The 26,753-nt window shown below is 67.7% G+C and carries 26 protein-coding genes; 13 read left to right on the forward strand and 13 right to left on the reverse strand.

Annotated elements, in window-relative coordinates; all coding sequences use genetic code 11:
* The first annotated feature begins 26 nt into the window (after positions 1-26).
* Complete coding sequence (locus BM109_RS08980) at positions 27-1,307, forward strand: amidohydrolase family protein (protein WP_093342198.1); 1,281 nt, start codon at positions 27-29, stop codon at positions 1,305-1,307.
* Positions 1,308-1,392: 85 nt separating this feature from the next.
* Here BM109_RS08980 and BM109_RS08985 read toward each other — a convergent pair whose 3' ends face one another.
* Positions 1,393-2,235, reverse strand: a complete 843-nt coding sequence (locus BM109_RS08985; protein ID WP_093342199.1) for an NAD-dependent protein deacetylase — start codon at positions 2,233-2,235, stop codon at positions 1,393-1,395.
* A gap of 114 nt (positions 2,236-2,349) precedes the next feature.
* Here BM109_RS08985 and BM109_RS08990 point away from each other — a divergent pair, with 114 nt between their 5' ends.
* Positions 2,350-2,760, forward strand: coding sequence for a GFA family protein (locus BM109_RS08990; protein WP_093342201.1), 411 nt, complete (start codon positions 2,350-2,352; stop codon positions 2,758-2,760).
* A gap of 4 nt (positions 2,761-2,764) precedes the next feature.
* Here the strand turns inward: BM109_RS08990 and BM109_RS08995 are convergent, their stop codons facing one another.
* The 9 genes from BM109_RS08995 to icd form a co-directional block, all read right to left on the reverse strand.
* Positions 2,765-4,447: a cyclic peptide export ABC transporter gene (locus tag BM109_RS08995; protein ID WP_093342202.1), complete on the reverse strand. Its 1,683-nt coding sequence runs from the start codon at positions 4,445-4,447 to the stop codon at positions 2,765-2,767.
* A 96-nt stretch (positions 4,448-4,543) separates the two neighbouring features.
* A complete protein-coding gene (locus tag BM109_RS09000; RefSeq protein ID WP_256222448.1) occupies positions 4,544-5,104 on the reverse strand; it encodes a GNAT family N-acetyltransferase in 561 nt (186 codons plus the stop codon).
* The gene (locus BM109_RS09005; protein ID WP_256222449.1) at positions 5,091-5,486 is read right to left on the reverse strand and encodes a DUF3574 domain-containing protein; all 396 of its coding nucleotides are present in this window, start codon (positions 5,484-5,486) and stop codon (positions 5,091-5,093) included. The genes BM109_RS09000 and BM109_RS09005 overlap by 14 nt, the downstream gene beginning before the upstream one ends.
* 64 nt (positions 5,487-5,550) lie before the next feature.
* Positions 5,551-6,993, reverse strand: a complete 1,443-nt coding sequence (gene sbcB, locus BM109_RS09010) for an exodeoxyribonuclease I (protein ID WP_093342205.1) — start codon at positions 6,991-6,993, stop codon at positions 5,551-5,553.
* Positions 6,994-7,039: 46 nt separating this feature from the next.
* Positions 7,040-8,485 carry a cardiolipin synthase gene (gene cls / locus BM109_RS09015; RefSeq protein WP_093342207.1) on the reverse strand — a complete coding sequence of 482 codons (1,446 nt, stop codon included), beginning with the start codon at positions 8,483-8,485 and terminating at the stop codon, positions 7,040-7,042.
* A gap of 180 nt (positions 8,486-8,665) precedes the next feature.
* On the reverse strand, positions 8,666-10,987 hold the full coding sequence (gene clpA / locus BM109_RS09020; RefSeq protein ID WP_093342208.1) for an ATP-dependent Clp protease ATP-binding subunit ClpA: 2,322 nt from the start codon (positions 10,985-10,987) through the stop codon (positions 8,666-8,668).
* 68 nt (positions 10,988-11,055) lie between these two features.
* A complete protein-coding gene (gene clpS, locus BM109_RS09025; protein ID WP_093342210.1) occupies positions 11,056-11,415 on the reverse strand; it encodes an ATP-dependent Clp protease adapter ClpS in 360 nt (119 codons plus the stop codon).
* A 743-nt stretch (positions 11,416-12,158) separates the two neighbouring features.
* Positions 12,159-14,864: a type VI secretion system ATPase TssH gene (gene tssH, locus BM109_RS09030; protein WP_093342212.1), complete on the reverse strand. Its 2,706-nt coding sequence runs from the start codon at positions 14,862-14,864 to the stop codon at positions 12,159-12,161.
* Between the two features lie 343 nt (positions 14,865-15,207).
* Positions 15,208-16,467, reverse strand: coding sequence for an NADP-dependent isocitrate dehydrogenase (icd, locus tag BM109_RS09035; protein ID WP_093342214.1), 1,260 nt, complete (start codon positions 16,465-16,467; stop codon positions 15,208-15,210).
* Positions 16,468-16,690: 223 nt separating this feature from the next.
* On the opposite strand from icd, the gene BM109_RS09040 reads away from it, so the two are divergent.
* The 3 genes from BM109_RS09040 (at position 16,691) to BM109_RS09050 (ending at position 17,951) form a co-directional block, all read left to right on the forward strand.
* Positions 16,691-17,014 (forward strand): hypothetical protein, encoded by a 324-nt coding sequence (locus BM109_RS09040; RefSeq protein WP_057594841.1) that lies wholly within the window; start codon positions 16,691-16,693, stop codon positions 17,012-17,014.
* 167 nt (positions 17,015-17,181) lie between these two features.
* Complete coding sequence (locus tag BM109_RS09045) at positions 17,182-17,376, forward strand: hypothetical protein (protein WP_093342215.1); 195 nt, start codon at positions 17,182-17,184, stop codon at positions 17,374-17,376.
* Positions 17,377-17,480: 104 nt separating this feature from the next.
* Positions 17,481-17,951 carry a DUF192 domain-containing protein gene (locus BM109_RS09050; protein WP_093342217.1) on the forward strand — a complete coding sequence of 157 codons (471 nt, stop codon included), beginning with the start codon at positions 17,481-17,483 and terminating at the stop codon, positions 17,949-17,951.
* Positions 17,952-18,059: 108 nt separating this feature from the next.
* Here BM109_RS09050 and BM109_RS09055 read toward each other — a convergent pair whose 3' ends face one another.
* Positions 18,060-18,641 (reverse strand): superoxide dismutase, encoded by a 582-nt coding sequence (locus tag BM109_RS09055; protein ID WP_093342218.1) that lies wholly within the window; start codon positions 18,639-18,641, stop codon positions 18,060-18,062.
* Between the two features lie 59 nt (positions 18,642-18,700).
* Positions 18,701-20,005 (reverse strand): exodeoxyribonuclease VII large subunit, encoded by a 1,305-nt coding sequence (gene xseA / locus BM109_RS09060; protein ID WP_093342220.1) that lies wholly within the window; start codon positions 20,003-20,005, stop codon positions 18,701-18,703.
* A 313-nt stretch (positions 20,006-20,318) separates the two neighbouring features.
* Here xseA and BM109_RS09065 point away from each other — a divergent pair, with 313 nt between their 5' ends.
* The 6 genes from BM109_RS09065 (at position 20,319) to adk (ending at position 24,350) form a co-directional block, all read left to right on the forward strand.
* Complete coding sequence (locus BM109_RS09065; protein ID WP_093342221.1) at positions 20,319-20,951, forward strand: MotA/TolQ/ExbB proton channel family protein; 633 nt, start codon at positions 20,319-20,321, stop codon at positions 20,949-20,951.
* 55 nt (positions 20,952-21,006) lie between these two features.
* On the forward strand, positions 21,007-21,432 hold the full coding sequence (locus BM109_RS09070; RefSeq protein ID WP_093342484.1) for an ExbD/TolR family protein: 426 nt from the start codon (positions 21,007-21,009) through the stop codon (positions 21,430-21,432).
* Between the two features lie 88 nt (positions 21,433-21,520).
* The gene (lpxK, locus tag BM109_RS09075) at positions 21,521-22,462 is read left to right on the forward strand and encodes a tetraacyldisaccharide 4'-kinase (RefSeq protein WP_218159368.1); all 942 of its coding nucleotides are present in this window, start codon (positions 21,521-21,523) and stop codon (positions 22,460-22,462) included.
* Entirely contained in the window at positions 22,443-22,625 is a 183-nt protein-coding gene (locus BM109_RS09080) for a Trm112 family protein (protein WP_057596378.1), read from the forward strand. Before lpxK ends, BM109_RS09080 begins: the two co-directional genes overlap by 20 nt.
* Positions 22,622-23,389: a 3-deoxy-manno-octulosonate cytidylyltransferase gene (kdsB, locus tag BM109_RS09085; RefSeq protein ID WP_093342224.1), complete on the forward strand. Its 768-nt coding sequence runs from the start codon at positions 22,622-22,624 to the stop codon at positions 23,387-23,389. Before BM109_RS09080 ends, kdsB begins: the two co-directional genes overlap by 4 nt.
* Before the next feature lie 304 nt (positions 23,390-23,693).
* Positions 23,694-24,350, forward strand: a complete 657-nt coding sequence (gene adk, locus BM109_RS09090; RefSeq protein ID WP_093342226.1) for an adenylate kinase — start codon at positions 23,694-23,696, stop codon at positions 24,348-24,350.
* Between the two features lie 73 nt (positions 24,351-24,423).
* Here the strand turns inward: adk and BM109_RS09095 are convergent, their stop codons facing one another.
* Positions 24,424-25,386 (reverse strand): asparaginase, encoded by a 963-nt coding sequence (locus BM109_RS09095; protein ID WP_093342228.1) that lies wholly within the window; start codon positions 25,384-25,386, stop codon positions 24,424-24,426.
* 72 nt (positions 25,387-25,458) lie between these two features.
* On the opposite strand from BM109_RS09095, the gene lexA reads away from it, so the two are divergent.
* Together lexA and BM109_RS09105 are read left to right on the forward strand one after the other, a co-directional pair.
* The gene (lexA, locus tag BM109_RS09100; RefSeq protein WP_057596370.1) at positions 25,459-26,133 is read left to right on the forward strand and encodes a transcriptional repressor LexA; all 675 of its coding nucleotides are present in this window, start codon (positions 25,459-25,461) and stop codon (positions 26,131-26,133) included.
* Positions 26,134-26,310: 177 nt separating this feature from the next.
* The gene (locus tag BM109_RS09105) at positions 26,311-26,694 is read left to right on the forward strand and encodes a hypothetical protein (RefSeq protein ID WP_093342229.1); all 384 of its coding nucleotides are present in this window, start codon (positions 26,311-26,313) and stop codon (positions 26,692-26,694) included.
* The last annotated feature ends 59 nt before the right edge of the window (positions 26,695-26,753 follow it).

A 26,753-nucleotide genomic window follows, 5' to 3' on the forward strand; every position in this document is an offset into this window, starting at 1 on the left:
CCCCACAACGATCCCCAAGCCCCACGATGCTCGACCTCCTCCTCACCAACGCCACCCTCCCCGACGGCCGCACCGGCATGTCGATCGCCGTGCAGGACGGCCGCATCGCCGAAGTCACGGCCGGCCTGGCCGCGCCGGCGCACGACACGCTCGATGCCACCGGCCAGCTGGTCGCGCCGCACTTCGTCGACCCGCACTTCCACATGGACGCCACGCTGAGCTACGGCCTGCCGCGCGTCAACCAGAGCGGCACGCTGCTCGAGGGCATCGCGCTGTGGGGCGAGCTCAAGCCCCTGCTGACGGCCGAGGCGCTGATCGAGCGCGCGCTGGCCTACTGCGACTGGGCCGTGGCCAAGGGGCTGCTCGCGGTGCGCTCGCATGTCGACACCAGCGATGCCAGCCTGCTGGCGGTCGATGCGCTGCTCGAGGTCAAGCGCCGCGTGGCGCCGTACCTCGACCTGCAGCTGGTGGCCTTCCCGCAGGACGGCGCGCTGCGCATCCCGGGCGGGCTCGAGAACATCGAGCGCGCGCTCGACAAGGGCGTGGACGTGGTCGGCGGCATCCCGCACTTCGAGCGCACCATGGCCGACGGCGCGGCCAGCGTGAAGCGGCTGTGCGAGATCGCGGCCGAGCGCGGCAAGCTGGTCGACATGCACTGCGACGAATCCGACGACCCGCTGTCGCGCCACATCGAGACCCTGGCCTTCGAGACGCAGCGCCTGGGCCTGCAGGGCCGGGTCACGGGCTCGCACTGCACCTCGATGCATTCGATGGACAACTACTACGTGAGCAAGCTGCTGCCGCTGATCGCCGAGGCCGGCGTGAGCGTGGTCTCGAACCCGCTGATCAACATCACACTGCAGGGCCGCCACGACAGCTATCCCAAGCGCCGCGGCATGACGCGCGTGCCCGAGCTGCTGGCCGCCGGCGTCAACGTCGCCTTCGGCCACGACTGCGTGATGGACCCCTGGTACGGCATGGGCTCGGGCGACATGCTCGAGGTGGCGCACATGGGCCTGCACGTGGCGCAGATGACCAGCCAGGCCGGCATCCACCAGTGCTTCGAGGCCGTGACCACCAACGCCGCGCGCGTGATGCACCTCGAGAACTACGGCCTCGAGGCCGGCTGCGATGCGAGCTTCGTGCTGCTGCAGGCGCGCGATCCCGTCGAGGCGATCCGGCTGCGCGCCACGCGCCTGAAGGTGTTCCGCAAGGGCCGGCTGCTGGCCGAGACGCCGGCGGCGACGGCCTCGCTGCACCTGCCGGGCCGCGGCGACGCGACGAGCTGGAGCCTGCCGAAGGCCTGAGCTTTCGCGTCGCTTGCGCAACTCCGCCGGCCGGGTGGCTGCACCACGGCGGTGGATGGCTTCATCCGCTCGTTGCGATAGCTAGCTAGGCCGCGCGCGATTCGGGCGCCAGCGCCTCGGCCAGGGCCGCCAGCGCCTCGCCCACGGGCCGCTCGACCTTGAGCGCCAGCAGCTCGTCGGCCCGCGTGCGCCCGAGGTTCACCGCGGCCACCGGCTTGCCGGCCGCCGCAGCCGCCTGCACGAAGCGGAAGCCCGAATAGACCATCAGCGACGAGCCCGCCACCAGCACCGCATCGGCGGCCTCGAGCGCCGCGAAGGCCGCGGTGACGCGCTCCCGCGGCACGCTCTCGCCGAAGAACACCACGTCGGGCTTGAGCAGGCCGCCGCAGTGGGCGCAGGCCGGCACGTCGAAGGCAGAGAAGTCGTGGCCCTCGAGATCGGCATCTCCGTCGGGTGCCGCGCGCGCCTCGAGCGCGGCCCAGCGCGGATTGCGCGCGCGCAGTTCGCGCTGCAGTTCAGCGCGCGGCAGGCGGCGTTCGCAGCCCATGCAGCGCACGGTGTCGATGCGCCCGTGCAGGTCGATGGTGGCGCGGCTGCCGGCGGCCTCGTGCAGGCCGTCGACGTTCTGGGTCAGCAGCAGGCCGACGCGGCCGGCCGCCTCGAGCCGCGACAGCGCATGGTGCGCGGCACCCGGCCGGGCCAGCGCCATGGTCGGCCAGCCGATCAGGCTGCGCGCCCAGTAGCGGCGTCGGGTCGCCTCCTCGCCCATGAAGGCCTGGTAGGTTACGGGCGAAGGCCGCTTCCATTCGCCGCGCGCATCGCGGTAGTCGGGGATGCCCGATTCGGTGCTGCAGCCCGCGCCGGTCAGCACGAACAGCTTGCGATGGCGCGTGGCGAAGTCGGCGAGCGCGGCGGCGGTGGCGTCCATGCGGGAAGCATACGTGGGCCGGGCCAGGGCCGTGCGCACGGGGGAAATCGGGGCCGCCGTTGCGGCCGCGCGCCGTCCTTCCTACGATGCCGGCATCCCCCACGAGGAGCTCGCATGAAAGTCCAGGGCGCCTGCCATTGCGGCCGCATCCGCTACGAAGCCGAGGTCGACCCCGAGAAGGTCGCGCTGTGCAACTGCACCGACTGCCAGGTGCTCTCGGGCACCGCCTACCGCGTGTCGGCCACCGTGCCAGCCGCGAGCTTCCGGCTGCTCGCGGGAACGCCGAAGGTCTACGTGAAGACGGCCGAGAGCGGCACGCGGCGGCGCCAGAGCTTCTGCGAACACTGCGGCACGCCGATCGCTTCGAGCGCGGACAGCGACACGCCGCCGGCCTACTCGCTGCGCATCGGCCCGCTGGCGCAGCGCGCGCTGCTGCCGCCGCGGCGCCGGCAATGGTGCCGCTCGGCGCTCGACTGGTCGCAAGACCTCAGCGCGCTGCCCGCGGTCGAGGGCCAGGCCACCTGAAATCTCAGGCGGCGGCGATGCGCCCGTCGCGGAAGTGCACGACGCGGTCGGCCACGCCGAAGTAGCGGTCGTCGTGCGAGATGACGACCAGCGTGTGGCCCTTGGCGCGCAGCTCCGGCAACAGCTCGGTATAGAACTGGTGGCGAAAGCTCGGATCCTGGTCGGCCGCCCATTCGTCGAACACCATCACGGGCCGCGCCTCGACCCAGGCATGCACCAGCGCGAGCCGCTTGCGCTGGCCGGTCGAGAGGTCGATGGTGCTGAAGGCGCCGTCGTTGACCGCCACCTTGCCCTCGAGCGCGAGCCGCGCCAGGCCAGCGCGCGCGAGGTCGTCGCGCTGCGCGTGCGTGAGGCCGGGCTCGTCGGTCAGCGCCTCGAACAGGTGGAAGTCCGAGAGCACCGGCGAGAACAGCTGACGGTAGGTGTCGCGGCTGGCGTCGGTCACCGCCTCGCCATCGACCGTCAGCGTGCCGGACTGCGGCAGGTAGAGGCCGGTCAGCAGCTTGAGGAAGGTGGTCTTGCCCGAGCCGTTGTCGCCCGCGATGAAGAGGATCTCGCCGCGCGCGATGCGCAGGTCGATCGGGCCGAAGAGGAACGGCGCGGCGACCTGCGCGGCTTGCGCGCCCTCCTCGGCTTCCGCGGGCGCGAAGGCGTAGCGAACGCCGCTGAGCGCGATGGCCTCGGCGAAGGCCGGGCGCGCGCCCGTGCCAACGACCGCATCGGCCAGCCCGGGTTCCGGGCTCTCGAAGCGCTCGGTCAGTTCGGCGACCCGGCCCAGCGCCACGCGCGCCCGTGCGAAGAACGGCAGGAAGCCCAGCACCTGGTCCATCGGCCCCTTGAGGTAGAGCAGCGCCAGCACGAAGCCGCTGAGCGCCTCGGCCGACAGGTTCCAGAACCGGGCCGCGCCGAAGACCACGGCGATGAACAGGAAGTACAGCGCCGAGCCGGCCTCGTGCGCGAACGAGAAGGCATCGCCGGCCTTCACGCTGGCCTGGCGGATGTCGTCGACGCTGCGCAGGATCTCGCCTTGGTAGACCTGCGCGCGACGGCCGCGGCTCAGGCGCAGTTCCTTGGCCGCGTCGCCGAGCCGACGCCAGGCTTTGTGCAACGCGTCCTCGCCCTCGCGCGCCGCGTCGAAGCCGGCGATGGCGCGTTCGAGCGCCAGCCGGTGGATCGCGATGCCGCCCGCCATCACCACGGCCAGCAGCGCCGCGAGCTGCCACGAGAGCCAGACCAGCCAGCCCAGGCAGCCGAGCACAATGGTCGCGGAGACCACCGTCATCGGCAGGCCCAGGCACAGGCCGCTCACCATGCCGATGTCGTGCGTCAAGACCGGTGTCAGCCGGTGGGTGCGGAAGCGCTCGAGCTCGTCGATGGGCGCCGCGAGGATCCGCTGCGCGAGCCGGGTCCGCAGGCTGCGCAGGATGTCCTGCCCGATGCGGTTGGTGAGTGCGTCGGAGAGCACGCGCCCGGCCAGCGTGAGCAGTGCGAGGCCCACGAAGGCCAGCGCCAGGCCCGAGGCCAGTCCGCCTTCGGCGTGCAGCATGCGGTTGATGAGCGCGAGCAGCGCGACCGTCGCGGCGCTGCCGCCGACGCCCGCGAGTGTCGCCACGCCAAGGCCGAGCGCGTGGCGGCGCAGCAGGCCGTTCGGGCCCAGGAAGAGATCGGTGGTGGAGGTTTGGGGCATTCGGGCTGGTTCGGCGAAACGAAGGCCGCATGGCGCGGTCCGGCAGCGAGAAGGCCGCGGATCGTAGCAGCCGGGCGAAGCCGCCCTGCCCCGGGCTCAGCCTTGCGAGTGGCCGGGCTGCAGCAAGTCGCACCACATGTGCACTTTGCCCAGCAGTTGGCCGTCGAGCGCGATCGCCAGCGGCTCGATGCCGAAGGGCCGGAAGCCGCAGCGTTCGTAGAGCCGCTGGGCGGCATCGTTGCCTTCGGTCACGGTGAGCTGCACCAGGCGCAGGCCCGGTCGCTGGCGGGCGTGGTCCAGCAGCGCCAGCACCAGCCGGCGGCCGAAGCCCGCCTGCCGGGCCGATTCGGCCACCGACATCCCGAACAGCGTCGCCTTGTGCCGTGCGCGCTCGCGCCGCTCGAAGCTCAGGCCGGCCGCGCCGACCAGCCCGCCGGCGTCGAAGGCACCGTAGACCACGTCGGCCGTGTCGTCGCCCGGCGCCAGCCGCTCTTCCCACCAGCGCAACGGCAAGGCGCCGCGCTCGGCCGCCGTCGAGGTGAAGGCGCTGCGATGCCGCTCGTAGGCATCGAGCATGCGCGCGCGATAGGCCACCGCGTCGGCCGGCACCAGCCGCCGGACGACATCCGCTGCGGTCTTCTGTTCAGAACCGGACACAGACGGCCTGTCTTTCCTGCAGCACGGCCTCCTGGGCGAAAGCCTGGCGGTAGGCCGCGATGACCTGGGCGACGGCCGCGTCGGCCTTGTCGTCGCGCGGATGCAGCAGCACCACGATCTTCGAGGGCTCGCGCACCACCGCGCCCGCCTCGCCGCGCCACTGGCCCACGGCGTCGATCACGGTGAGGCCCTGCGGGAAGGCCGGGGTCACGGTGCTGTCCAGGAAGCGCAGCCACTCGGCCTCGGACACCTGGCCGCCGGTGGGGATGGCACGGCCGAAATAGAGGGTGTCGCGCTCGAAGGGCGAGAGGCCTGGGGCGCAGGCCGCTGCGCCTGGCGATGCGGGGAGCGAGCCGCATCCCGACAGCGACAGCGCCAGCATCGTGGCTGCGAGCCCGCGTGGGAATCGTCGCGTCGATGGCATCGGCATGAACGACCCCGCAGGTTCAGCGCGACGGCGCGATCGCGTCCGCGTAGTCGTAGAGCGCGCCCAGCAGTTCCTCGCCCTGCTCGTCCACCGTCTCGGACAGCGCATCGATCTCGGCGAACAGGCCCTCGACCGTGCGGGCACCGCCCTCGCCCTCGAACAGCCGCGCCGCGCGGTGCTCTTCCCAGCGCTGCGTCTCTTCCTCGCTCAGCATCTCGGGCCAGTTGCGCGCGCGGTAGCGGAACACGATCTCCTCGAGCCGCCCGTCGTCGAAACCGGTACGGTCCTTCGCGAGCTCGGCCGGCGAGAGCGCGCGCAGCTGATTGAGCCGGCGCCGGTCGCCGTTGCCGACGAAGCCGCCGTAGAGGTCCTCGTCGACATCGGGCGTGGCCTCCTTCGGCCGTTCGTAGACCTTGGCCCAGATCGCGCTCATGTCGGGCAGGTCGCGCGCGATCGCGGCATGGCGCATGGCCGTGTCGAGGTCGATGCCCCAGCGCTCGGCCATGGGCGCCGCCAGCGTGCGCAGGTTGCCCACCACCATCGGCGACTTGTTAAGGTGCACGCCCTTGATCGGCAGCCGCACCACGCCCTCGGGCAACTCGGCGGCGCGCGTGAACATGCGCAGGCGCACGGTGTCGGCGTCGAGGTCGCGCAGCTCGCTCGGGTCGTGCGCGAGGTCCCAGGCCAGCAGCTCGTTCTTGTTGGTGGGATGGCTGGCCAGCGGCCACATCACGGCCAGGCAGCCGCGCTCGGCCGGGAACATGCCCGAGACGTGCAGGAAGGGCTTCGCGGTCTCGCGCACCGCCGGCAGGCCGAGTTCGCTGGCCACGCGGTCCTTGCGGTGCAGCGCGAAGGCGAAATCGAACAGCTTGGGCTGCGCGTTGCGGATCAGCCGCGCCAGCGCGATGGTGGCGCGCACGTCCGACAGCGCATCGTGCGCCGATTCGTGCAGCAGGCCGTTGGCCTTGGCGAGGTCCTCGAGCTTGAAGCTCGCGCTGCCATCCTCCTTCTTCGGCCACTGGATGCCGTCGGGCCGCAGCGCATAGGTCAGGCGCACCACGTCGAGCAGGTCCCAGCGGCCGCATTCGTTCTGCCACTCGCGCGCATAGGGATCGATGAGGTTGCGCCAGAACAGGAAGCGCGTGACCTCGTCGTCGAAGCGGATGGTGTTGTAGCCCACGCCGATGGTGCCGGGCTGCGAGAAGGCACGCTCGATCTGCGCCGCGAACTCGTGCTCGGGCAGGCCGCGTTCGAGGCACAGCTGCGGCGTGATGCCGGTGATCAGCGTGGCCTCGGGACTCGGCAGGTAGTCGGGCGCGGGCTTGCAATAGATCATCAGCGGCTCGCCGATCTCGTTGAGCGCCGCGTCGGTGCGGATGGCGGCGAACTGCGAGGGCCGGTCGCGGCGCGGCACGGCGCCGAAGGTTTCGTAGTCGTGCCAGAGGAAGGTTTGAGCGGTCATGTCGTTGTGGGAAAGCGAAAGCGGATACCGGGTGCGGCGCCCGGCCTCAGAGCAGCGGCGACGACAGCCGCGCGATCGAGTCGCCGAGCCGTTGCCAGAAAGGCTGCGGCCGGTGCGCGCGCACGGCGGCCGAGCTGTGCAGGTCGGTCTCGAACTGCGCCGCCAGCGGTCGGGCCAGGGCCGGACCATAAACCACGGCGCAGACCTCGAAGTTGAGCCGGAAGCTGCGGTTGTCGAAATTCGCGGTGCCGATCATCGCGCAGTCGTCGTCGACCACCAGCGTCTTGGAGTGCAGCATGCGCGCCTTGTACTCCCACACCTTCACGCCGGCGGCGATCAGTTCGTCGAAGTAGGAGCGCGCGGCGGCGCTCACGATGGCAGAGTCGCTGCGCCGCGGCACCAGCAGCCGCACGTCGACGCCGCGCAGCGCGGCGCTGGTGAGCGCCATCAGCGCGGGCTCGCCGGGCACGAAGTACGGCGTGGTGAGCCAGGCGCGATGGTTGGCGTTGTGGATCGCCTCGACGTGCATGCGGTGGATGGCCTCGAGCGTGTTGTCGGGCCCGCTGGTGACGATCTGCACCGGGATCTCGCCGGCCTCCACCTTGGGCAGCATGGCGTCGAGCCCGTCGCCGAAGCTGTGCAGGTCCTCGCCGGTGGCATAGGTCCAGTCCTCCATGAAGGTGGTCTGCAGCCAGCGCACGGCACTGCCTTCCACGCGCAGGTGGACGTCGTGGTAGGCGTCGGGACGGGTGCGCTTGTCTTCCTCGTCCGTGATGTTGACGCCGCCGGTGAAGCCCACGCGGCCGTCGCACACCACGATCTTGCGGTGGGTGCGGTAGTTGGTCACCGGGCGCAGGCGGCGGCCGATCTTGGTGTCGTGGAACAGCGCCACCTGCACGCCCGCGGCCAGCATCGGCGCCATGAACTTGCGGCCGATGCGCTGGGAGCCCAGCGCGTCGATCAGCAGCCGCACCTTCACGCCCTCGCCCGCGCGCGCCACCAGCAGGTCGCGCAGCGCGGTGCCGATGGTGTCGGGCTCGAAGATGTAGTACTCGAGATGCACGTGGTCGCGCGCCGCGCGCACCGCCTCGAAGATCGCGTCGAAGGTGCGCGCCCCGCCCGAAAGCAGTTCGACGCCGGTGGCGCTCGATACCGGGATGCCGCAGGTCGCGGTGCCCAGCCGCGCCATCTGCTGCAGCGCCGGTGGCGCATGCTCGGCCGCGTCGCGTAGCCGCGCCAGGTCGGCCTGCGCATTGGCGTTCGCGCGGGTGCGCAGGCGCTTGAGCCGCTGCTTGCGCAGGCGCTGCGGCCCGAGGAAGTAGTAGATGACGAAGCCCGCGAACGGCAGCAGCGCCAGCGACAGGATCCAGCTCATCGTCGACACCGGCGCGCGCTTCTGCATCACGATCCAGACCGACAGCACGGCGATGTAGCCGCTCCATGCCAGGGAGAGGCCGGTTTTCCATTCGGGACTGAGTTCGGGGAGGATCAAGGCGAAGCGATCGGACGTCGGGGCCGGCCCGAGGACGCCGCAGGCATCGGGAAAAGGCGCGATCGGCTTGGCCGCACGCCGCTTTCCATCCCTGAAGCGCCCGCCCGAGGAAAAGAAAAAAGGCCGGCAGCGCGATGCTACCGGCCTTTTGAGGGCGAATGCCCCGTCGATCGGCGGGGATCAGCCGGTCGCGGCTTCCTCGGCCTCGGGCTTGGACTTGCCTTCCTTCTTCGGCAGCGGCTGGATGTCGAGCAGCACCTCGTCCTTCTCGTCGAGATCGACTTCCAGGCGCCCGCCTTCGGTCAGGCGGCCGAACAGCAGTTCGTCGGCCAGTGCACGACGGATCGTGTCCTGGATCAGGCGCTGCATCGGCCGTGCGCCCATCAGCGGATCGAAGCCCTTCTTCGCCAGGTGCTTGCGCAGCTTGTCGGTGAACGTGACCTCGACCTTCTTCTCGGCCAGCTGCGTTTCGAGCTGCAGCAGGAACTTGTCGACCACGCGCAGGATGATCTGCTCGTCGAGCGCCTTGAAGTTGACGATGGCATCCAGCCGGTTGCGGAATTCGGGCGAGAACAGGCGCTTGATGTCGCCCATTTCGTCGCCGGCCTGCCGCGGGTTGGTGAAGCCGATGGTCGCCTTGTTCATGGTCTCGGCACCCGCGTTCGTCGTCATGATGATGATGACGTTGCGGAAGTCGGCCTTGCGCCCGTTGTTGTCGGTCAGCGTGCCATGGTCCATGACCTGCAGCAGCACGTTGAAGATGTCCGGGTGCGCCTTCTCGATTTCGTCGAGCAGCAGCACCGAGTGCGGCTTCTTCGTGACGGCTTCGGTCAGCAGACCACCCTGGTCGAAACCGACGTAGCCCGGAGGCGCGCCGATCAGGCGGCTCACCGCATGACGCTCCATGTACTCCGACATGTCGAAGCGGATCAGCTCGATGCCCATGATGTAGGCGAGCTGCTTGGCCGCTTCGGTCTTGCCGACGCCCGTGGGACCCGAGAACAGGAACGAGCCGATCGGCTTGTCGCCCTTGCCCAGGCCCGAACGCGCCATCTTGACCGCGGAGGCCAGCACTTCGAGTGCCTTGTCCTGGCCGAACACCACGCTCTTGAGGTCGCGCTCGATCGTCTGCAGCTTGCCGCGGTCGTCGTTGCTGACGTTGGCCGGGGGAATGCGCGCGATCTTCGCGACGATTTCCTCGACCTCGGTCTTGCTGATGGTCTTCTTGCGCTTGCTCGCCGGCAGGATGCGTTGGGCCGCGCCCGCTTCGTCGATGACGTCGATCGCCTTGTCGGGCAGGTGACGGTCATTGATGTACTTGGCGCTCAGTTCGGCCGCGGCCTGCAGTGCGGCCACCGCGTACTTCACGCCATGGTGTTCCTCGAAGCGCGACTTCAGGCCCTTGAGGATGTCGACGGTTTCCTGCACCGAGGGCTCGACCACGTCGACCTTCTGGAAACGACGCGACAGGGCCGCATCCTTCTCGAAGATGCCGCGGTATTCGGTGAAGGTGGTCGCGCCGATGCACTTGAGCTGGCCGCTCGAGAGCGCCGGCTTCAGCAGGTTCGACGCATCGAGCGTGCCGCCCGAGGCCGCGCCGGCACCGATCAGGGTGTGGATCTCGTCGATGAACAAGATCGCGTTCGGCTTGTCCTTGAGCGACTTGAGCACGCCCTTCAGGCGCTGTTCGAAGTCGCCGCGGTACTTGGTGCCCGCGAGCAGCGCGCCCATGTCGAGCGAGAACACGTTCGACTCGGCCAGAATCTCGGGCACGTCGCCCTGCGTGATGCGCCATGCCAGGCCCTCGGCGATCGCCGTCTTGCCCACGCCGGCCTCGCCGACCAGCAGCGGGTTGTTCTTGCGCCGGCGGCACAGGATCTGGATCACGCGCTCGACCTCGTACTCGCGGCCGATCAGCGGATCGATCTTGCCGTCCTTGGCCATCTGATTGAGGTTCTGCGTGAACTGTTCGAGCGGCGAGGCCTTCTCGTTCTTCTCGCCGCCGCCCTCTTCGCTCTCGTTCGAGGAGGCTTCGCTGTTGCCCTTGACGGCTTCCGGCGGATCGCTCTTCTTGATGCCGTGGGCGATGAAGTTCACCACGTCGAGGCGGGTCACGCCCTGCTGGTGCAGGTAGTAGACCGCGTGCGAATCCTTCTCGCCGAAGATCGCGACCAGCACGTTGGCGCCGGTGACTTCCTTCTTGCCGTTGCCGGTGGACTGCACGTGCATGATGGCGCGCTGGATCACGCGCTGGAAGCCCAGCGTGGGCTGGGTGTCCACATCGTCGGTACCCGCCACCTGGGGCGTGTTGTCCTTGATGAAGTTGGTGAGCGACGCCCGCAGGTCGTCGACGTTGGCCGAGCAGGCGCGCAGAACTTCCGCGGCGCTCGGGTTGTCCAGCAAAGCGAGCAGCAAATGCTCCACGGTGATGAACTCGTGGCGCTGTTGCCGGGCCTCGACGAAGGCCATGTGCAAGCTGACTTCCAGTTCCTGGGCAATCATGTGATTTCCTTTTTGCCTTGCTGTAAATAAGTTCTCAGATGGGTTGGAGCTTGCCTAAATCAACAGGTTCATTCCACGGGTTCGCTGACACATTGCAAAGGATGCCCTGCCTGCTTGGCCGCCTCCATCACCTGGTTGACCTTGGTGGCCGCCATGTCGCGGGAATAGACCCCACAGACGCCGCGGCCATCGAGGTGGATCTTGAGCATGATCTGGGTGGCGCTTTCGCGGTCCTTGCTGAAGTACTCCTGCAAGACGACGACCACGAACTCCATGGGCGTGTAGTCGTCGTTGAGCATGACCACCTGGTACATCTGGGGAGGCGCCGTTTTCTGCGGACGCCGCTCGAGGACGACCGAATCTCCGTCGTCTCGCGCCGGTTTGCGCACCGGTGGCGTGGGAGGGGTCGAAGGAATTCTCGTTGCCATGAAAAAGATTCTATAGAGCGTGCAAGCGCCGTGCCGGCTCGGGAAAAGCTGGTGGCGAGAATTCGACAAATCAAGAGGCTTGCGTCTCATACGCCGTTAAAAATCCGTTCAACGGATTTTGACGATATCCAGCGCGGATATTCCACAGAACAGGCTTTCGGGGGACTGGCAATTTGGGCCTTTGGGCGTGTTCGGCGGGCGGCGGTTCCGTTGGGAGATCGGTAATTTCCTTGACGCCGAGGTCTTGCAGCCGGGGTTCTGGGCCGGAATGGGCTCCACAGCCCGGGAGCGCTTGCGCGTTTTTCGCCGCGCCTATCGGGCCGAATGACCTCTTCCACCACCTGCCTCGCGGCCCTCGCCTCCTTGCGTCCTGTCCTCAAACATCACCCCGGCAAGCTCGCCCTCTCACCCATCGGCCAGAGCATTGACAAGCCCCGGGGGTGCACTTGCAACAACTTCGGCAGGCCGCACGGCCGGCACCGGCGAGGTGCGCCAGCGGAATGCCCCCTGCAGCGGCGCCCCGTCGAAGACGAAAATGGCTTGCCAAACTGTTCCAACTGACGCGGTTCGGGTGCGTCGGCGCAGCGCTCGCCAACCGATTCGACGCCGCCTCGGGTCGCCACCTGACAGCCGCCTGGGTTCAGGCATCCGTTTTCAACGGAAATCCGTAGCAATCCGCCTGCAGATGTATGCCATGCCTGGTTGAAATTCAAGCCAGGGGATGGTCACAGGTGAAAAACACCTCAGGCGTACTCGATGTGGCAGGCGATGCGTTTCCCGGCACCGCCTGGCGATCCGTCCGCAAGCATCTCGGCGCCATGGCTTCGGAGGCTCACATGCATGCGGACGATCTCGCGCTTGTCCCGCAGTGCGTCGAGCCAGTGCCCCGACAGGACCGGCAACAGCTGCTGCTCCATGAACGCGACGAGTTGCCGCGCGCCGGTGTCGTGGACCCGGCATCGCCCGATGACATGAGCGACGAGATCGTCCGCGTAGCTCAGATCGATGCCATGCTGCTCGCCCATCCGGTCCGCGATGCGCTGCAGATGCAGCGCGGCGATGCCGGCCATGACCGGCGTCGACAGCGGCAGGTACGGCACCACCGTCACGCGGTCGAGAAAGGCGGCGGAAAAGACGCGGCGTAACGGTACCGCCAGGCCTGAACACAAGGCGTCGGCCGAGGGCATCGCCGCCGGGTTCCTGCAGGCGTGCTCGATGAAGGCCGAGCCGACGCTGCTGGTGAGCAGGATCGTGGTGTGGCGAAAGTCGACGCGTTGTCCTTCGCCGTCCTCCAGCCATCCCTGGTCGAACACCTGGCAGAAGAGTTCGTGCACATCGGGATGGGCCTTCTCGACCTCGGCCAGCAGCACGACGCCATAGGGCCGGCGGCGAACGGCCTCCGTGAGCACGCCGACCTCCCCGTATCCGACGCTGCCCGAAGGCGCGCCCCGGAGCATCGCCACGCTGTGCGGCTCCCGAAACTCGCTCATGTTCAGGGTGATGAGGCTCTGCTCGCCGCCGTGCATCGCCTCGGCCAAGGCCAGCGCCGTTTCGGTCTTGCCAACACCGGGAGACCCAACCAGCAGGAACACGCCAGCGGGCTTGCACGGATCCGTGAATCGCGCGTGCGCCGCCTGGATGCGCCGCGCGATGATGTCGAGCGCACCCGCTTGGCCGAGCACGCGCTGCTCGAGCACCTGCCGCAGCTGAAGCACGGCCAGGGCCTCGTCGGTGAGCAACCGCCCGGTGGGGATACCGGTCCACTCGGCGACGATCTTCGCAACCACCGCTTCGTCGACCTGAAGGAAGACTTGCGGCGTGTCTTGCTGAAGGCCTTGAAGCTCCTGCTCGAGCACCGATGAATCGAGGTGCGGAAGATGGTCCGGCTCACCCTCCCCCTCCGTTCTTTCTTCTACCCTCAGCGCCTGGATCTGCCGGACCAGCGCCTTCTCCCCCCGCCACTTGTTCTTCTGCGCCCTGAGCTCATCGCGGATCTGCTCGAGCGAATCGCGCACCGCGATCAGCCGTGCCAACCGGGTCTCGCACCCCCGGGCCATCCTGGTTTCGTCGCGCAGCAGCCCGACCTCGACGGCGAGCGCCGCGATCCGCTGCCGCAGGCCCGTCACGGCCGGTGGCGGCACATGCAGCGACATGGCCACGCGCGCACAGGCCGTGTCGAGCAGGCCGATGGCCTTGTCGGGCAACTGCCGCGCAGGCAGGTAGCGATGCGACAGCACGACAGCGGCGCGCACCGCCTCGTCGAGCACGGTCACGCCATGGTGCACCGCGAAGGTGGTGGCGAATCCCCGCACCATGTCGATGGCGTCAGCCGCCTGCGGCTCCATGATTTGCAGCACCTGGAAGCGGCGCGCGAGCGCAGGATTCTGTTCGACGTGACGCCTGCATTCGCGCCGATTGGTGGCGCCGATGACGCGCAACGCACCGCGCGCGAGAACTGTCCTCAGGAGATTGGCGGTATCTCCCGCTGCATCCCGGCCACCTGCGCCGACCAACGCATGCAACTCCTCGATGAACAGGATCACCGGCCGAGTCGACTGCGTCGCTTCCCGCAGCAGCGCCTCGAGCCTGTGCTCGAACTCGCCGTGCGCGCCGACACCAGACAACAGTGCGCCGACGTCGAGGCTCAGCAGCCGTGCATTACGCAACTTCGGTGGGACCTCGGCCCCGGCGATCGCTTGGGCGAGCCCCTCGACGACCGCCGTCTTGCCCACGCCGGCCTCGCCGGTGAGCAAAGGGTTGTTCTGACGCCGACGCAGCAGGATGTCGACCATGGCGCCGATCTCCTGGCCACGGCCGATGACGGGATCGGTCCGCTCGGCACGTGCATGCTCCGTGAGATCGGTGCAGTAGGCGGCCAGCGCGGAGCCGGCCGAGGCAGCGGCTGCCATCGCGAGACCAGCTTCGCCGGGAAACACCGGCACGGTGTCCGAGCCATCGCGAGGTCCTTCCGCTTCTTCGGGTGACCCCTTCACGAGCGCCAACAGTTCATCGGGTCGCCGTTCGATCGCCAGGGCGCGAAATGCGGGCGAGATCTCGAACAGCACACGCCGAAGCTCGGGGGTCTGCAACAGCGCGCTCATCAGTTGCACTCCGCGGATGCAACGGCTGCCAAACTCGAGACTGGACAAGAGCCAGGCGCGCTCGATCGCCGCTTCGATGTGGTGCGAGAAGTCGCTCAACGACGAAGTACCGGCGGGCAGGCACGACAAGGCCGCGGCAAAACCCTTGTCGAGCAGTGGCAGGCTGATGCGATGGTGATGGCACAGGCGATGCAGGTCGCCATCGCCGGCCTGCCGGAGTTGGTGCAGCCAGTGCACGAGTTCGACATGCGGATTGCCGCGCAGCTTCGCGAACGCCGTCGCCGATTCGATCGCGCGAAACAGCGTGGGGTCGAGCTTCAGGAACAGTGCTCGCCGAGACAAGATCATGGCTGGCCATCCCCTCGCTCACGCTGCATGCATGCCTGCGCGAAGCGATGCGCGGCTTGCGCGCATGGCGGCATCGATCGCGACTTTTTCCTGCCCCTCATCGTGCGCTCCCTGATCCTCGATGCGCACGATTCTGTCGAGGCGATAGCGTGTTTTTTCGTCCCCAGTTTTCAGCAATAGTTAAATGCGCACGGGCATCACCCTGTCCGTGATCTTTGCCTCCAACGAGTCTTTCCGGACCGTCAAAAGAGACCCGCGCGGCAAAGAAAAAGCCCCCGAGGCTCGCGAGAACCTCGGGGGCTTGTGACTGTCGCTTCGGCGTTCGAGGACGCCAAGGGCGGGATCACATGTTGTCGATCATCACCTGGCCGAAGCCCGAGCAGCTCACCTGCGTGGCGCCGTCCATCAGGCGGGCGAAGTCATAGGTGACCTTCTTGCTGGCGATCGACTTTTCCATCGCGCTGATGATCAGGTCGGCGGCTTCCTTCCAGCCCATGTGGCGCAACATCATTTCGGCGGAGAGGATTTCGGAACCGGGGTTCACGTAGTCCTTGCCGGCGTACTTGGGCGCGGTGCCGTGGGTGGCTTCGAACATGGCGACGGTGTCGCTCAGATTCGCGCCCGGGGCGATGCCGATGCCACCGACCTGCGCGGCCAGCGCGTCGGACACGTAGTCGCCGTTGAGGTTGAGCGTGGCAATGACGCTGTACTCGGCGGGACGCAGCAGGATCTGCTGCAGGAACGCGTCGGCGATGCTGTCCTTGACGGTGATGTCCTTGCCGCTCTTCGGGCTCTTGAACTTCATCCACGGGCCGCCATCGATGAGTTCCGCGCCGAATTCCTTCTGGGCCAGGGCGTAGCCCCAGTCACGGAAGCCACCTTCGGTGAACTTCATGATGTTGCCCTTGTGCACCAGCGTGACGCTCGACTTGTCGTTGTCGATCGCGTACTGCAGCGCCTTGCGCACCAGGCGCTCGGTGCCTTCCCTCGACACCGGCTTGACGCCGATGCCCGAGGTGTCGGGGAAACGGATCTTCTTGACGCCCATTTCCTCTTGCAGGAACTTGATGAGCTTCTTGGCCTTGTCGCTCTCGGCTTCGAACTCGATGCCGGCGTAGATGTCTTCCGAGTTCTCGCGGAAGATGACCATGTTGGTCTTGTGCGGCTCGCGCACCGGGCTGGGCACGCCTTCGAAGTACTGGATGGGACGCAGGCAGACGTAGAGGTCGAGCTCCTGGCGCAGCGCGACGTTCAGCGAACGGATGCCGCCGCCGACGGGGGTGGTCAACGGGCCCTTGATCGAAACGACGTAGTCACGCACGGCGTGCAGCGTTTCTTCGGGGAGCCAGACATCGGGACCGTAGACCTTGGTCGACTTTTCGCCGGCATAGACTTCCATCCAGTGGATCTTCTTCTTGCCGCCGTAGGCCTTGGCTACCGCCGCATCCACCACCTTCAGCATCACGGGCGTGATGTCCAGTCCAGTCCCGTCGCCTTCGATGAAGGGAATGATCGGCTGGTCGGGCACATTGAGCGAGTTGTCGGCGTTGACCGTGATCTTCTGGCCTTCGGTCGGGACTTTGATGTGCTGGTAGCTGGACATGAGGGGAGGAAGACTCCGGAGTGGAAGTAATTCGGTGACGACTGTCTGCGAATTCAGACAGCGAGGGGGATTCGCTGTACAGCCCGCGAACAAATCGCTGTACATTTTAGACGCAACCCATCAGTGGGCGTTTGTCAACCTGCGGGCCGCCGGCCTCGTTAGTGCCTGACCTTCTGCTCGCCGGGAGGCGTTTCCAACCAATTCTCGATAGAGGAATCCATCAATGAGCAAACTTCTCGCAGTCATGATCGCTGGCCTGTTCGCAGCCGGCGCCTATGCCCAAAACCCGGCTGGCACCACCCCCGAACAAGGGAACGCCAGCAACAGCAAGGCGCAACAACGCGCTGAAGCCCGTAAGGACGCACGTCCCGCTGGCAAGGTGGCCGCTCCGGCCGGCGACATCGCCAAGACGCCCGAAGGCGGCGCCATCGGCACCGACAAGGCTGCTACCTCCGGCGAGAAGCGCGCTGAAACCCGCGACCAACGTCGTCGCAACAAGGACGGCAGCGTGAAGCGCAAGTCGACCCAAGGCGGCACGCCCAACTAAGGATTCGTCCTCTTGAAAGAAAGCGCTCCATCGGGGCGCTTTTTTTTCGCCCTCATTTTTTGCTCATTCTTCCGGAGCCCGCACTGTCAACCGCAACGAATGCTTTCCGTTGAACATGCACCTCCACAGGGAGGTGGTCCATATCTAACAATCTCAAAGGATTTGTCATGAAGAAGCTGTTCGCTGCCCTGGTCGCCGGTCTTGTCGCATTCGGTGCCTTTGCCCAACAACCCGAACCCGCCGCAGCAGCTCCCGCCGCTGCCGCCACCAAGGCCAAGGCGCCGGCCAAGAAGCACGCCGCCGCCAAGAAGCACAAGGCTCGCAAGGTCGCCAAGGCCCACGTCGCCACCAAGAAGGCGTAAGCTAGCCGCCTTCACAGGCCATGCCCGCCAGGCCCGCTTCCGCGGGCTTTTTTCATGGGGCCGGGCACGGCCTTCTTTGTATGGAAGAGTCTGAAAGAACCCCGATGCTCCAGCGTTTTGCCGCCCTGTTGGCCTTCTCCGTCGCCGCTTCCGCCGCCCTGCTCGCTCCGGCCCACGCCCAGCAGGAACCCCAAACCAACCTCGCCCGCACCAAGCTGTCGATCGGCCTGTACACCATCGATGCGCAGATCGCCCAGGCGCCGGTCGAGCGCCAGGTCGGCCTGATGTTCCGCAAGGAGATGCCGCAGGCCGAAGGCATGATCTTCGTGTTCGAGCAGCCCGCCACCCAGTGCTTCTGGATGCGCAACACGCTGCTGCCGTTGACGGCCGCCTTCGTGGCCGAGGACGGCCGCATCGTCAACCTGGCCGACATGAAGCCGCAGACCGACGACTCGCATTGCTCCGAGGAGCCCGTGAAGTACGTGCTCGAAATGAACCAGGGCTGGTTCAAGAAGAAGAACATCAAGAAGGGCGCGAAGATCACCGGCGAGTTGTTCGCCGCGGGCAAGCGCTGAGTCCCCTCGCAGGCCGCGCACCGCCGACCGATTTCGGTTGGCCCAACAAAAAGCCCCGCGTCGCGGGGCTTTTTCATGAAGGCACCGCGATGGTGCCCCTCGTCGATCTCAGCCGAAGTTCTTTTCGGCGAAGTCCCAGTTGACCAGCTTGGCCAGGAAGGTCTCGACGAACTTGGGACGCAGGTTGCGGTAGTCGATGTAGTAGGCGTGTTCCCAGACGTCGACCGTCAGCAGCGCCGTGTCGGCGGTCGTCAGCGGCGTGCCGGCGGCGCCGGTGTTCACGATGTCCACGCTGCCGTCGGGCTTCTTCACCAGCCAGGTCCAGCCCGAGCCGAAGTTGCCCACGGCCGACTTCACGAAGGCTTCCTTGAAGGCATCGAAGCTGCCCCACTTGGCATCGATGGCCTTGGCCAGCGCGCCGCTCGGAGCGCCGCCGCCCTGGGGCTTCATGCAGTTCCAGAAGAAGGTGTGGTTCCAGATCTGGGCCGAGTTGTTGTAGATGCCGCCGCTGGACTTCTTGATGATCTCTTCGAGCGTGAGCGACTCGAACTCGGTGCCCTTCTGCAGGTTGTTGAGGTTCACCACATAGGCGTTGTGGTGCTTGCCGTAGTGGTACTCGAGGGTCTCCTTCGAGTACTCGGGTGCCAGCGCGTCGAGGGCGTACGGCAGGGGTGGGAGCACATGTTCCATGGTTTTTTCTCGTGGGTTGGTTGTGGGGAATCAATGATTCTAGAAAGGAATCGTGGCACTCACGTCGGACGTGTTCCCGTCGCGCCGCGTGACCCGACGGTCAGATCGACGGAGCCATCGGCCAGGCGGGCAACGACGGCATCGCCGGGTGCGAGCGCCTTCGCGCTGACCACGGCGCGCCCGTCGGCGTCGGTGATCCAGGCATAGCCGCGCTGCAGCACGAGCGCGGGATCGAGCAGGCGCAGCCGCAGCGCGACGCGTTCCAGGCGCTCGCGGCGCTGCACCAGCGCGCGCTCGAACTTCGCGGGGAAATCGCCGGCCAACGCCTGGGCCGCCTGCGATTGCCGCTGCGTCCTCGACAGCACCGCATAGTGCAGGCGCTGCGCATGGTGCGCGAGCCGCAACTGCTGACGCGCGACCAGCGACGAGGGACGGCCGAGCCGGCCCGCGGCCTGGTCGAGCCGCTGGCCCAGCACGTCGAGCCGCGCGCCGATGGCGTCGTCGAGCCGCTCCTCGAGCAAGGTCAGGGCATCGAGCCACAGCGCCTGCGGCGCGCTGACCAGCTCGGCCGCGGCGGTAGGCGTCGGCGCACGCAGGTCGGCGCAGAAGTCGGCGATGGTGAAGTCGGTCTCGTGGCCCACGCCGCTGATCAGCGGCACCGGGCTCTGCACGATGGTGCGTGCCAGACTCTCGTCGTTGAAGGCCCAGAGGTCCTCGATCGATCCGCCGCCGCGCACCAGCAGGATGACGTCGACCGCCGGTTGCATCGCGTAGAGCGATTGCAGCGCGCGCACCAGTTCGCCAGGTGCAGCCGCGCCCTGCACCGCCGCGGGCGCCACCGTCACGGGAATGTGGGGCACACGCCGGCGCAACGCGGTCACCACGTCATGGAGCGCCGCGGCGCCCAGCGAGGTGACGACGCCGATCGCGCGCGGCATCACCGGCAGCGCGCGCTTGCGCGCCGGGTCGAACAGCCCCTCGGCCTCGAGACGCGCCTTGCGCTGAAGGAACTGCTCGAACAGGGCGCCCTGCCCGGCCCGGCGCAGGCTTTCGACCACCAGTTGCAGATCGCCGCGCGGCTCGTAGACCGCGAGACGCCCGCGCACCTCGACCTGGTCGCCGTCGCGCGGCGAGAAATCGAGCAGGCCGGCCGCGCGGCGGAACATGGCGCAGCGCAGTTGGCCCGACTCGTCCTTGAGCGAGAAGTAACAATGTCCACTCGCCGCACGCGAAAAACCGGAGATTTCGCCGCGCACGGACACCGGATTGAAGCGGGCATCGAGCGCATCGGCGACCGCGCGGCACAACGCGCCGACGGCCCAGACGCGCGGTCCGGAAACCGGATTGGGGTCACGCAAGTTCACAAAACCGCCGAATCGTGATTTGGCACTCTTCCACAACGGGTGCCGTGGCTCGGGCGCCAGGGCCCCGGGGTCGGACAATTGCACGGTTTCTCGTGCAAGTTGTTGATTTCATTTAAAAAAGCGGTGCCCAAAATTCAATCGATCTAATGGAAAGCCCAGTTGGCGCGGCTCGCGGCGACTTGCGCAGCGGGTTAATCACAAAGTTATCCACAGAATCTGTGCGTCTTGGCCGACACGCAAACAAGCCGTGTGGCGATGGTGGGCTCAGTGGATAATCGCCGCGCATTGACAGCCTACGGGGCCGGAGGATTCCTTGTTTTCCATCATAGTTGCTGCAGGTTGGCCCATCTGGCCGCTGCTCGCTTGCTCGGTGATTGCACTCGCACTCGTTATAGAACGTTTCACAAGTCTCAAGACAGTGAAGGTGCTTCCGCCCAAACTGCTCGACGAAACCATCACCGTGTCGCACAACGCGGTACCCGGCCCCGATGTGGTGACCAAGCTGGAGAACAACTCGATGCTCGGCCAGGTGCTGGCCGCCGGCCTGCGGGCGCTGAACGCCAATCCGCGCTGCACCGAGGACGACCTGCGCGCCGCCATGGAAGCCTCGGGCCGCACCGTGGCGCACCGGCTGGAACGCTACCTGCCCGCCCTCGCCACCATCGCCTCGGCCGCCCCGCTGCTCGGACTGCTGGGCACGGTGATCGGCATGATCGAGATCTTCGGCTCGCAGTCGCCGACCAGCGGCGCGGTCGGCTCGGGCAACCCGGCGCAACTTGCGCACGGCATCTCGATTGCGCTCTACAACACGGCCTTCGGCCTGATCGTCGCGATCCCGACCCTGATCTTCTGGCGCTACTTCCGCAGCCGCGTCGACGAGTACCTGCTGAATCTGGAACTCTCGGGCGAGCGCTTCGCGCGCCATCTCAACGCGATGCGCAAATGAGGGCGCTCCCCGCCTTCATGGCCGCCACCGGGAGCGCCCGGTGAGCCGCGGCCGCATGCAGTTTCGCCACGGCGCGCGCGACGAGCCCGAGATCAACCTGATCCCGTTCATCGACGTGCTGCTGGTGGTGTTGATCTTCCTGATGCTGTCGACCACCTACAGCAAGTTCACCGAGATGCAACTGCGGCTGCCGACGGCCGACGTGGACGCGCAGCGCGACTACCCCAAGGAAGTGATCGTCGGCGTGTCGGCCGACGGACGCTATTCGATCAACAAGACGCCCATGCCCGACCGCAGCGTGGACACCGTGGCGGCGGCGCTCGCCGCGGCCGCCACCGGCGGCAAGGACAGCGTGGTGATCATCAGCGCCGATGCCAGCAGCCCGCATCAGGCGGTGGTGACGGTGATGGAGGCCGCGCGCCGCGCGGGCCTGATGCAGATCACCTTCGCCGCCCAGTCGACGGCGCAAGCCGGGCACTGAGTTGCCGTCGCAGGGGCGCAACGGCACCGACGCCGGCGCAACCGCCTCGCGGCTTCGGCACGCCTGGCTGCGGCGCGGCCCGCTGGCGATGCTGCTGTGGCCGCTGTCACTGCTCTTTCGCACCCTGGTGGCGCTGCGCGCGCTGCTCTATCGCCTCGGCTGCTTGCGTACCGAGCGCATGCCGGTACCGGTGGTGATCGTCGGCAACGTGATCGCCGGCGGTGCGGGCAAGACGCCGGTGGTGATGGCCGTGGTGCAACATCTGCGTTCGCGCGGCTGGCAGGTCGGCGTGGTGTCGCGCGGCTACGGCCGGCACACGGACGACTGCCGCGAAGTCCTGCCCGACAGCGATCCGCGCGAGGTCGGCGACGAGCCGGCACTGATCCGGCGCAGCACCGGCGCGCCGGTGTTCGTGGCGCGGCGCCGCGCCGAGGCCGCGCGAACGTTGCTCGCCGCCCACCCCGCCACGCAGGTCGTCGTCAGCGACGACGGCCTGCAGCACCTGGCGCTGGCGCGCGATATCGAGATCTGCGTGTTCGACGACCGCGGCATCGGCAACGGCTGGCTGCTGCCGGCCGGCCCCTTGCGCGAACCCTGGCCGCGCGATTGCGACCTGGTGCTGCACAGCGGCGAGCACCCGGCGTTTCCCGGTGGCTTCACCGCCACGCGCCAACTGGCGACCTACGCGGTGACGAGCGACGGCACCCGAACGCCACTGGCCTCGCTGGCTGCACGCCCCATCACGGCGCTGGCGGCGATCGCGCGGCCCGAAGCCTTCTTCGAGATGCTGCGCGCGCAAGGCATCGAACCCGAACGAACCATCGCCCTGCCCGATCACCACGATTTCGCCGACTGGCACGACGACCTGCCCGCCGGCCACCTGCTGCTGTGCACCGAGAAGGACGCGGTCAAGCTCTGGCGCAAGGAGCCTCGTGCGCTAGCCGTGCCGCTGCTGTTCGCCCCCTCCGAAGCCTTCCTTGCGGCGCTCGACGCAAAGCTATCATCGACCGATGGACACCAAGCTGCTTGAACTGCTCGTCTGCCCCGTCACCAAGGGCCCCCTGACCTGGAATCCGGAGAAGCAGGAACTCTGTTCGCGCAGTGCGCGCCTGGCCTATCCGGTGCGCGACGGCATTCCGGTGCTGCTCGAGAACGAGGCCCGCACCCTGTCCGACGACGAGCTCGGGCTGTGAGCTTCACGGTTCTGGTGCCGGCCCGACTGGCGTCGACGCGGTTGCCCGACAAGCCGCTGGCCGACATTGCGGGCGTGCCGATGGTGGCGCGCGTGGCGCAGCGCGCGGCGCAGTCCGGCGCGGCGCGCGTGGTGGTGGCGGCGGACCATGCCTCGATCCTCGCGGCCTGCCAGACCCACGGGGTGGAGGCGATCCTCACCCGTCAGGGCCATCCGAGCGGCAGCGACCGCCTCGCCGAGGCCTGCGAACAGCTCGGCATCGACGGCGACGCGGTGGTGGTCAACGTGCAGGGCGACGAGCCGCTGATCGACCCGGCGTTGATCGACGCCGTGGCCGCGGCGCTGCTCGCGCGGCCCGATGCCGCCATGAGCACCGCGGTGCATGCGATCGATTCGGTGGCCGACTATCTCAATCCGAACGTCGTGAAGGCCGTGCTCGACGCGCAGGGCAATGCGCTCTATTTCAGCCGCGCGCCGATTCCCTGGTGGCGCGATGGTGCCGCGCCGGGCGTGCCTCCGACGCAACTGCCTTCGCCCGCACCGCTGCGCCACATCGGCATCTACGGCTACCGTGCGGGTTTCGTGCGCCGGTTCCCCTCGCTGCCGCCCTCGCCGCTCGAAACCATCGAGGCGCTCGAGCAACTGCGCGCGCTGTGGCATGGGCATCGCATCGCGGTGCATGTGAGCGATGCGGCGCCGGGACCGGGCGTGGACACGCCGGAAGACCTGGCGCGGGTGCGAGCACTGTTCGGCGCCGCGAACTGAGCGCTGGCCTAGCGGCGGCCGGCCACTGCAATCAGTCACGCGGATGCCATCCAGGCCTGGAAGTTCCAGGCTTCGAACGGCAGTCCAATCTTCGTCCAACTTGCCCGATCCATCCACGAAGAGCCGGCTTCGGAGCGCAAGGAGTCTCGATCATCGCTTTCCGGCCATCGCCATCGCAGGTGCCCGGCGAAATTGTTCACGGGGCCGCGTGCTATCCTCGACGCAACTCCGTCCGTGGCACTTTGTCTTCATCGAAGGGTGCCTGCGCGACGTGACACAAATCCAAGAACCCTCCGAGGACACCATGAGACTGATTTTGTTGGGCGCGCCCGGGGCGGGCAAAGGCACGCAGGCGGCCTTCATTTGCCAGAAGTACGGCATTCCGCAGATTTCCACCGGCGACATGCTGCGCGCCGCCGTCAAGGCCGGCACCCCGCTGGGCCTGCAGGCCAAGGCCGTGATGGATGCGGGTGCGCTGGTCAGCGACGACCTCATCATCAATCTCGTGAAGGAACGCATCGCCCAGCCCGACTGCGCCGAAGGCTTCCTGTTCGATGGCTTCCCGCGCACCATTCCGCAGGCCGACGCGATGAAGGCCGCGGGCGTCAAGCTCGACTACGTGCTCGAGATCGACGTGCCTTTCAGCGACATCATCGAACGCATGAGCGGCCGCCGCTCGCACCCGGCCTCGGGACGCACCTACCACCTCAAGTTCAACCCGCCCAAGGTCGAAGGCAAGGACGACCTGACCGGCGAGGAACTGATCCAGCGCAAGGACGACGAAGAAGAGACCGTGCGCACGCGGCTCGACGTCTACAGCCAGCAGACGCGTCCGCTGGTCGACTACTACTCGGCCTGGGCCAAGACCGATCCGGCCGCCGCGCCGAAGTACCGCGCCATCCAGGGCGTGGGCACGGTCGAAGAGATCACGCAACGTGCACTGGCCGCACTGAGCAGCTGATCCCCGACTCGAATCGCAAGCCGCGTGCGGGCCTCGAGGCCCGCGACGCGGCTTTTTCTTTGGCGCCCGACCTTCAGAGCAACTCGAGCGTCAGCGCGATGCGCGCCTTGACGGGTGTCAGCGCGCCCGCATCGCGCAGGCGGTCACCCGGTTTGGGCAGGATGCGCCCTTGCGTGCAGCGGGTGGCGCGCAGCACCGCGATGCCGGCCTCTTGCGCCTCGAGCGCGGCCACCTCGAGCGCATGGTGCAGCGTGCCGTTGCCGGTGGTCGCCAGCACGAGGCCACGCAGAGGCGACGCCGTCGTGCCATCGGCACGCAGCGCATGGATCAACGCGCCGCTCGCGCCCGCGTGGCTCATCACGATCTCCACGCGCGGCCATGCGGCCTCGTCCTCGGGAAGACGGCCGAGGGCTGCGCCTGCTTCCGAAGCCGGCCAGTCGCGCACGCGCCGTACCTCGCCCTCCTCCACGTAGCCCACCGGCCCCGCGTCGCCCGCGTCGAAGGCATCGAGCCGATAGGTGTGCACCTTCTGCACGTCGAAGGCACCGAGCACCGTGCCCGCGCATACCGCGGTCACGCCCTGCGCGCCCGGCGTCGCGGCCACGGCAATCGCATCGCGCACGTTCTGCGGACCGTCGGGCGACAGCGCGGAGGCCGGGCGCATGGCGCAGGTCAGCACGATGGGCTTGCGCGGCGCCAGCACCCTCTGGAGGAAGAAGGCGGTCTCCTCGAGCGTGTCGGTGCCGTGGGTGATCACCACGCCAGCCACGTCGGGCTGCGCCAGCCAGTGGGCGCAGCGCAGCGCCAGCGCACGCCAGATCGCGAAGGACATGTCCTTGCTGTCGATCTGCGCCACCTGCTCCGCCGCCAGCGTCACGCCTACGGGCGCTTCGATTCCGCCGAGCAGGTCGGCCACGCCAACCTCGCCGGCGGTGTAGCCGATGTTGTCGCCGCTGTTCGTCGCGCGGCCCGAGATGGTGCCGCCGGTGCCGAGCACCACCACGCGCCGCGGATTCGAAAGGGATGAAGTCACCATGACTTGCCAACTTTGAAAAACTGGTTAAAAATACAGGTACTGGATGTTCAGCCAGTGCCGCAAGGAACCACCATGCAGTTCGCCGTGAAGCTTACCGCCCGCCAGCAGCAGATCCTCGATCTGATCCAGAGCGCCATTGCCCGTACCGGGGCGCCGCCCACTCGTGCCGAAATCGCGAGCGAGCTGGGCTTTCGCTCCGCCAATGCCGCCGAGGAACACCTGCAGGCGCTGGCCCGCAAGGGCGTCATCGAGCTCGTGAGCGGTACCTCGCGCGGCATCCGCCTCAAGGGCGATGCACTGCGCTCACTGGCCGAATCGCGCAACAGCCAGTTCTCGCTGTCGCTGCCCGGCATGGCGCAACTCGCGCTGCCGCTCATCGGCCGCGTCGCGGCCGGTTCGCCGATCCTCGCGCAGGAGCATGTCGACCAGACCTACTACGTCGAGAACACGCTGTTCCAGCGCCAGCCCGACTACCTGCTCAAGGTGCGCGGCATGTCGATGCGCGACGCCGGCATCATGGACGGCGACCTGCTCGCCGTGCAGGCCACCAAGGAAGCGCGCAACGGCCAGATCGTGGTGGCGCGCCTCGGCGACGAAGTGACCGTCAAGCGCCTCAAGCGCAACAAGCAGGTGATCGAGCTCCATGCCGAGAACCCCGACTACCCGACCATCGTGGTCCAACCCGGCGAGCCCTTCGAAATCGAAGGCCTCGCGGTCGGCCTGATCCGAAACACCATGCTGATGTAGGCCTGCCGAGCCGGCCCGGCGGTCTGCATCGCCGAGCCGCTTCGCGGATCCGCATCACGCATCCCCCATCCGGTCGCCGCAGGTGGCGGGCGTATGGCGCTTTGTCGCCATCACCCTGCTGCGCCCGATGACAACGAATCCTGCCTGTGTTCAACCTCAAACCTTCTTGGAGTTCACATGGGAATCGCCCTCCTCACCTTCGTCGATCTTTGGATGCCGCTGCAGTCGCTCGCGAGCCGCTGGTTGCCCGCCCGCCCCGCACACCGTCGCGATGACGACCTGTGTGCCAGCGAGCTGCGCTATGTCGCGGTACGGCCGTCGTGCACGGCACGCGGTGACAGCGGACAGAACGCCGTCACGGCCGCAGCCGTCGCCCAGGCGCCGTCGCGTCCGCTGCGAGTGGTGCGCGTCGTCGACCGCCAGCAGGGCGGCGCGCGCAACAGCAACCGCGTGGTGATTTCGGGCCGGATGGCGGATGTGTGCGCTGAACTCGACCGCCTCGCCGCGCTCGAGGCACTCGAAACCGCCGCCGCGTCGCCCCGCCCCGTGCACCTGCACTGAGGGCGCCGGCCTCGGCGTTTCACGCGGTCGCTCGATTGCGTGGACGCGCGAGGTCTAGG

The organism is Variovorax sp. PDC80, assembly GCF_900115375.1.
GTDB lineage: Bacteria > Pseudomonadota > Gammaproteobacteria > Burkholderiales > Burkholderiaceae_C > Variovorax.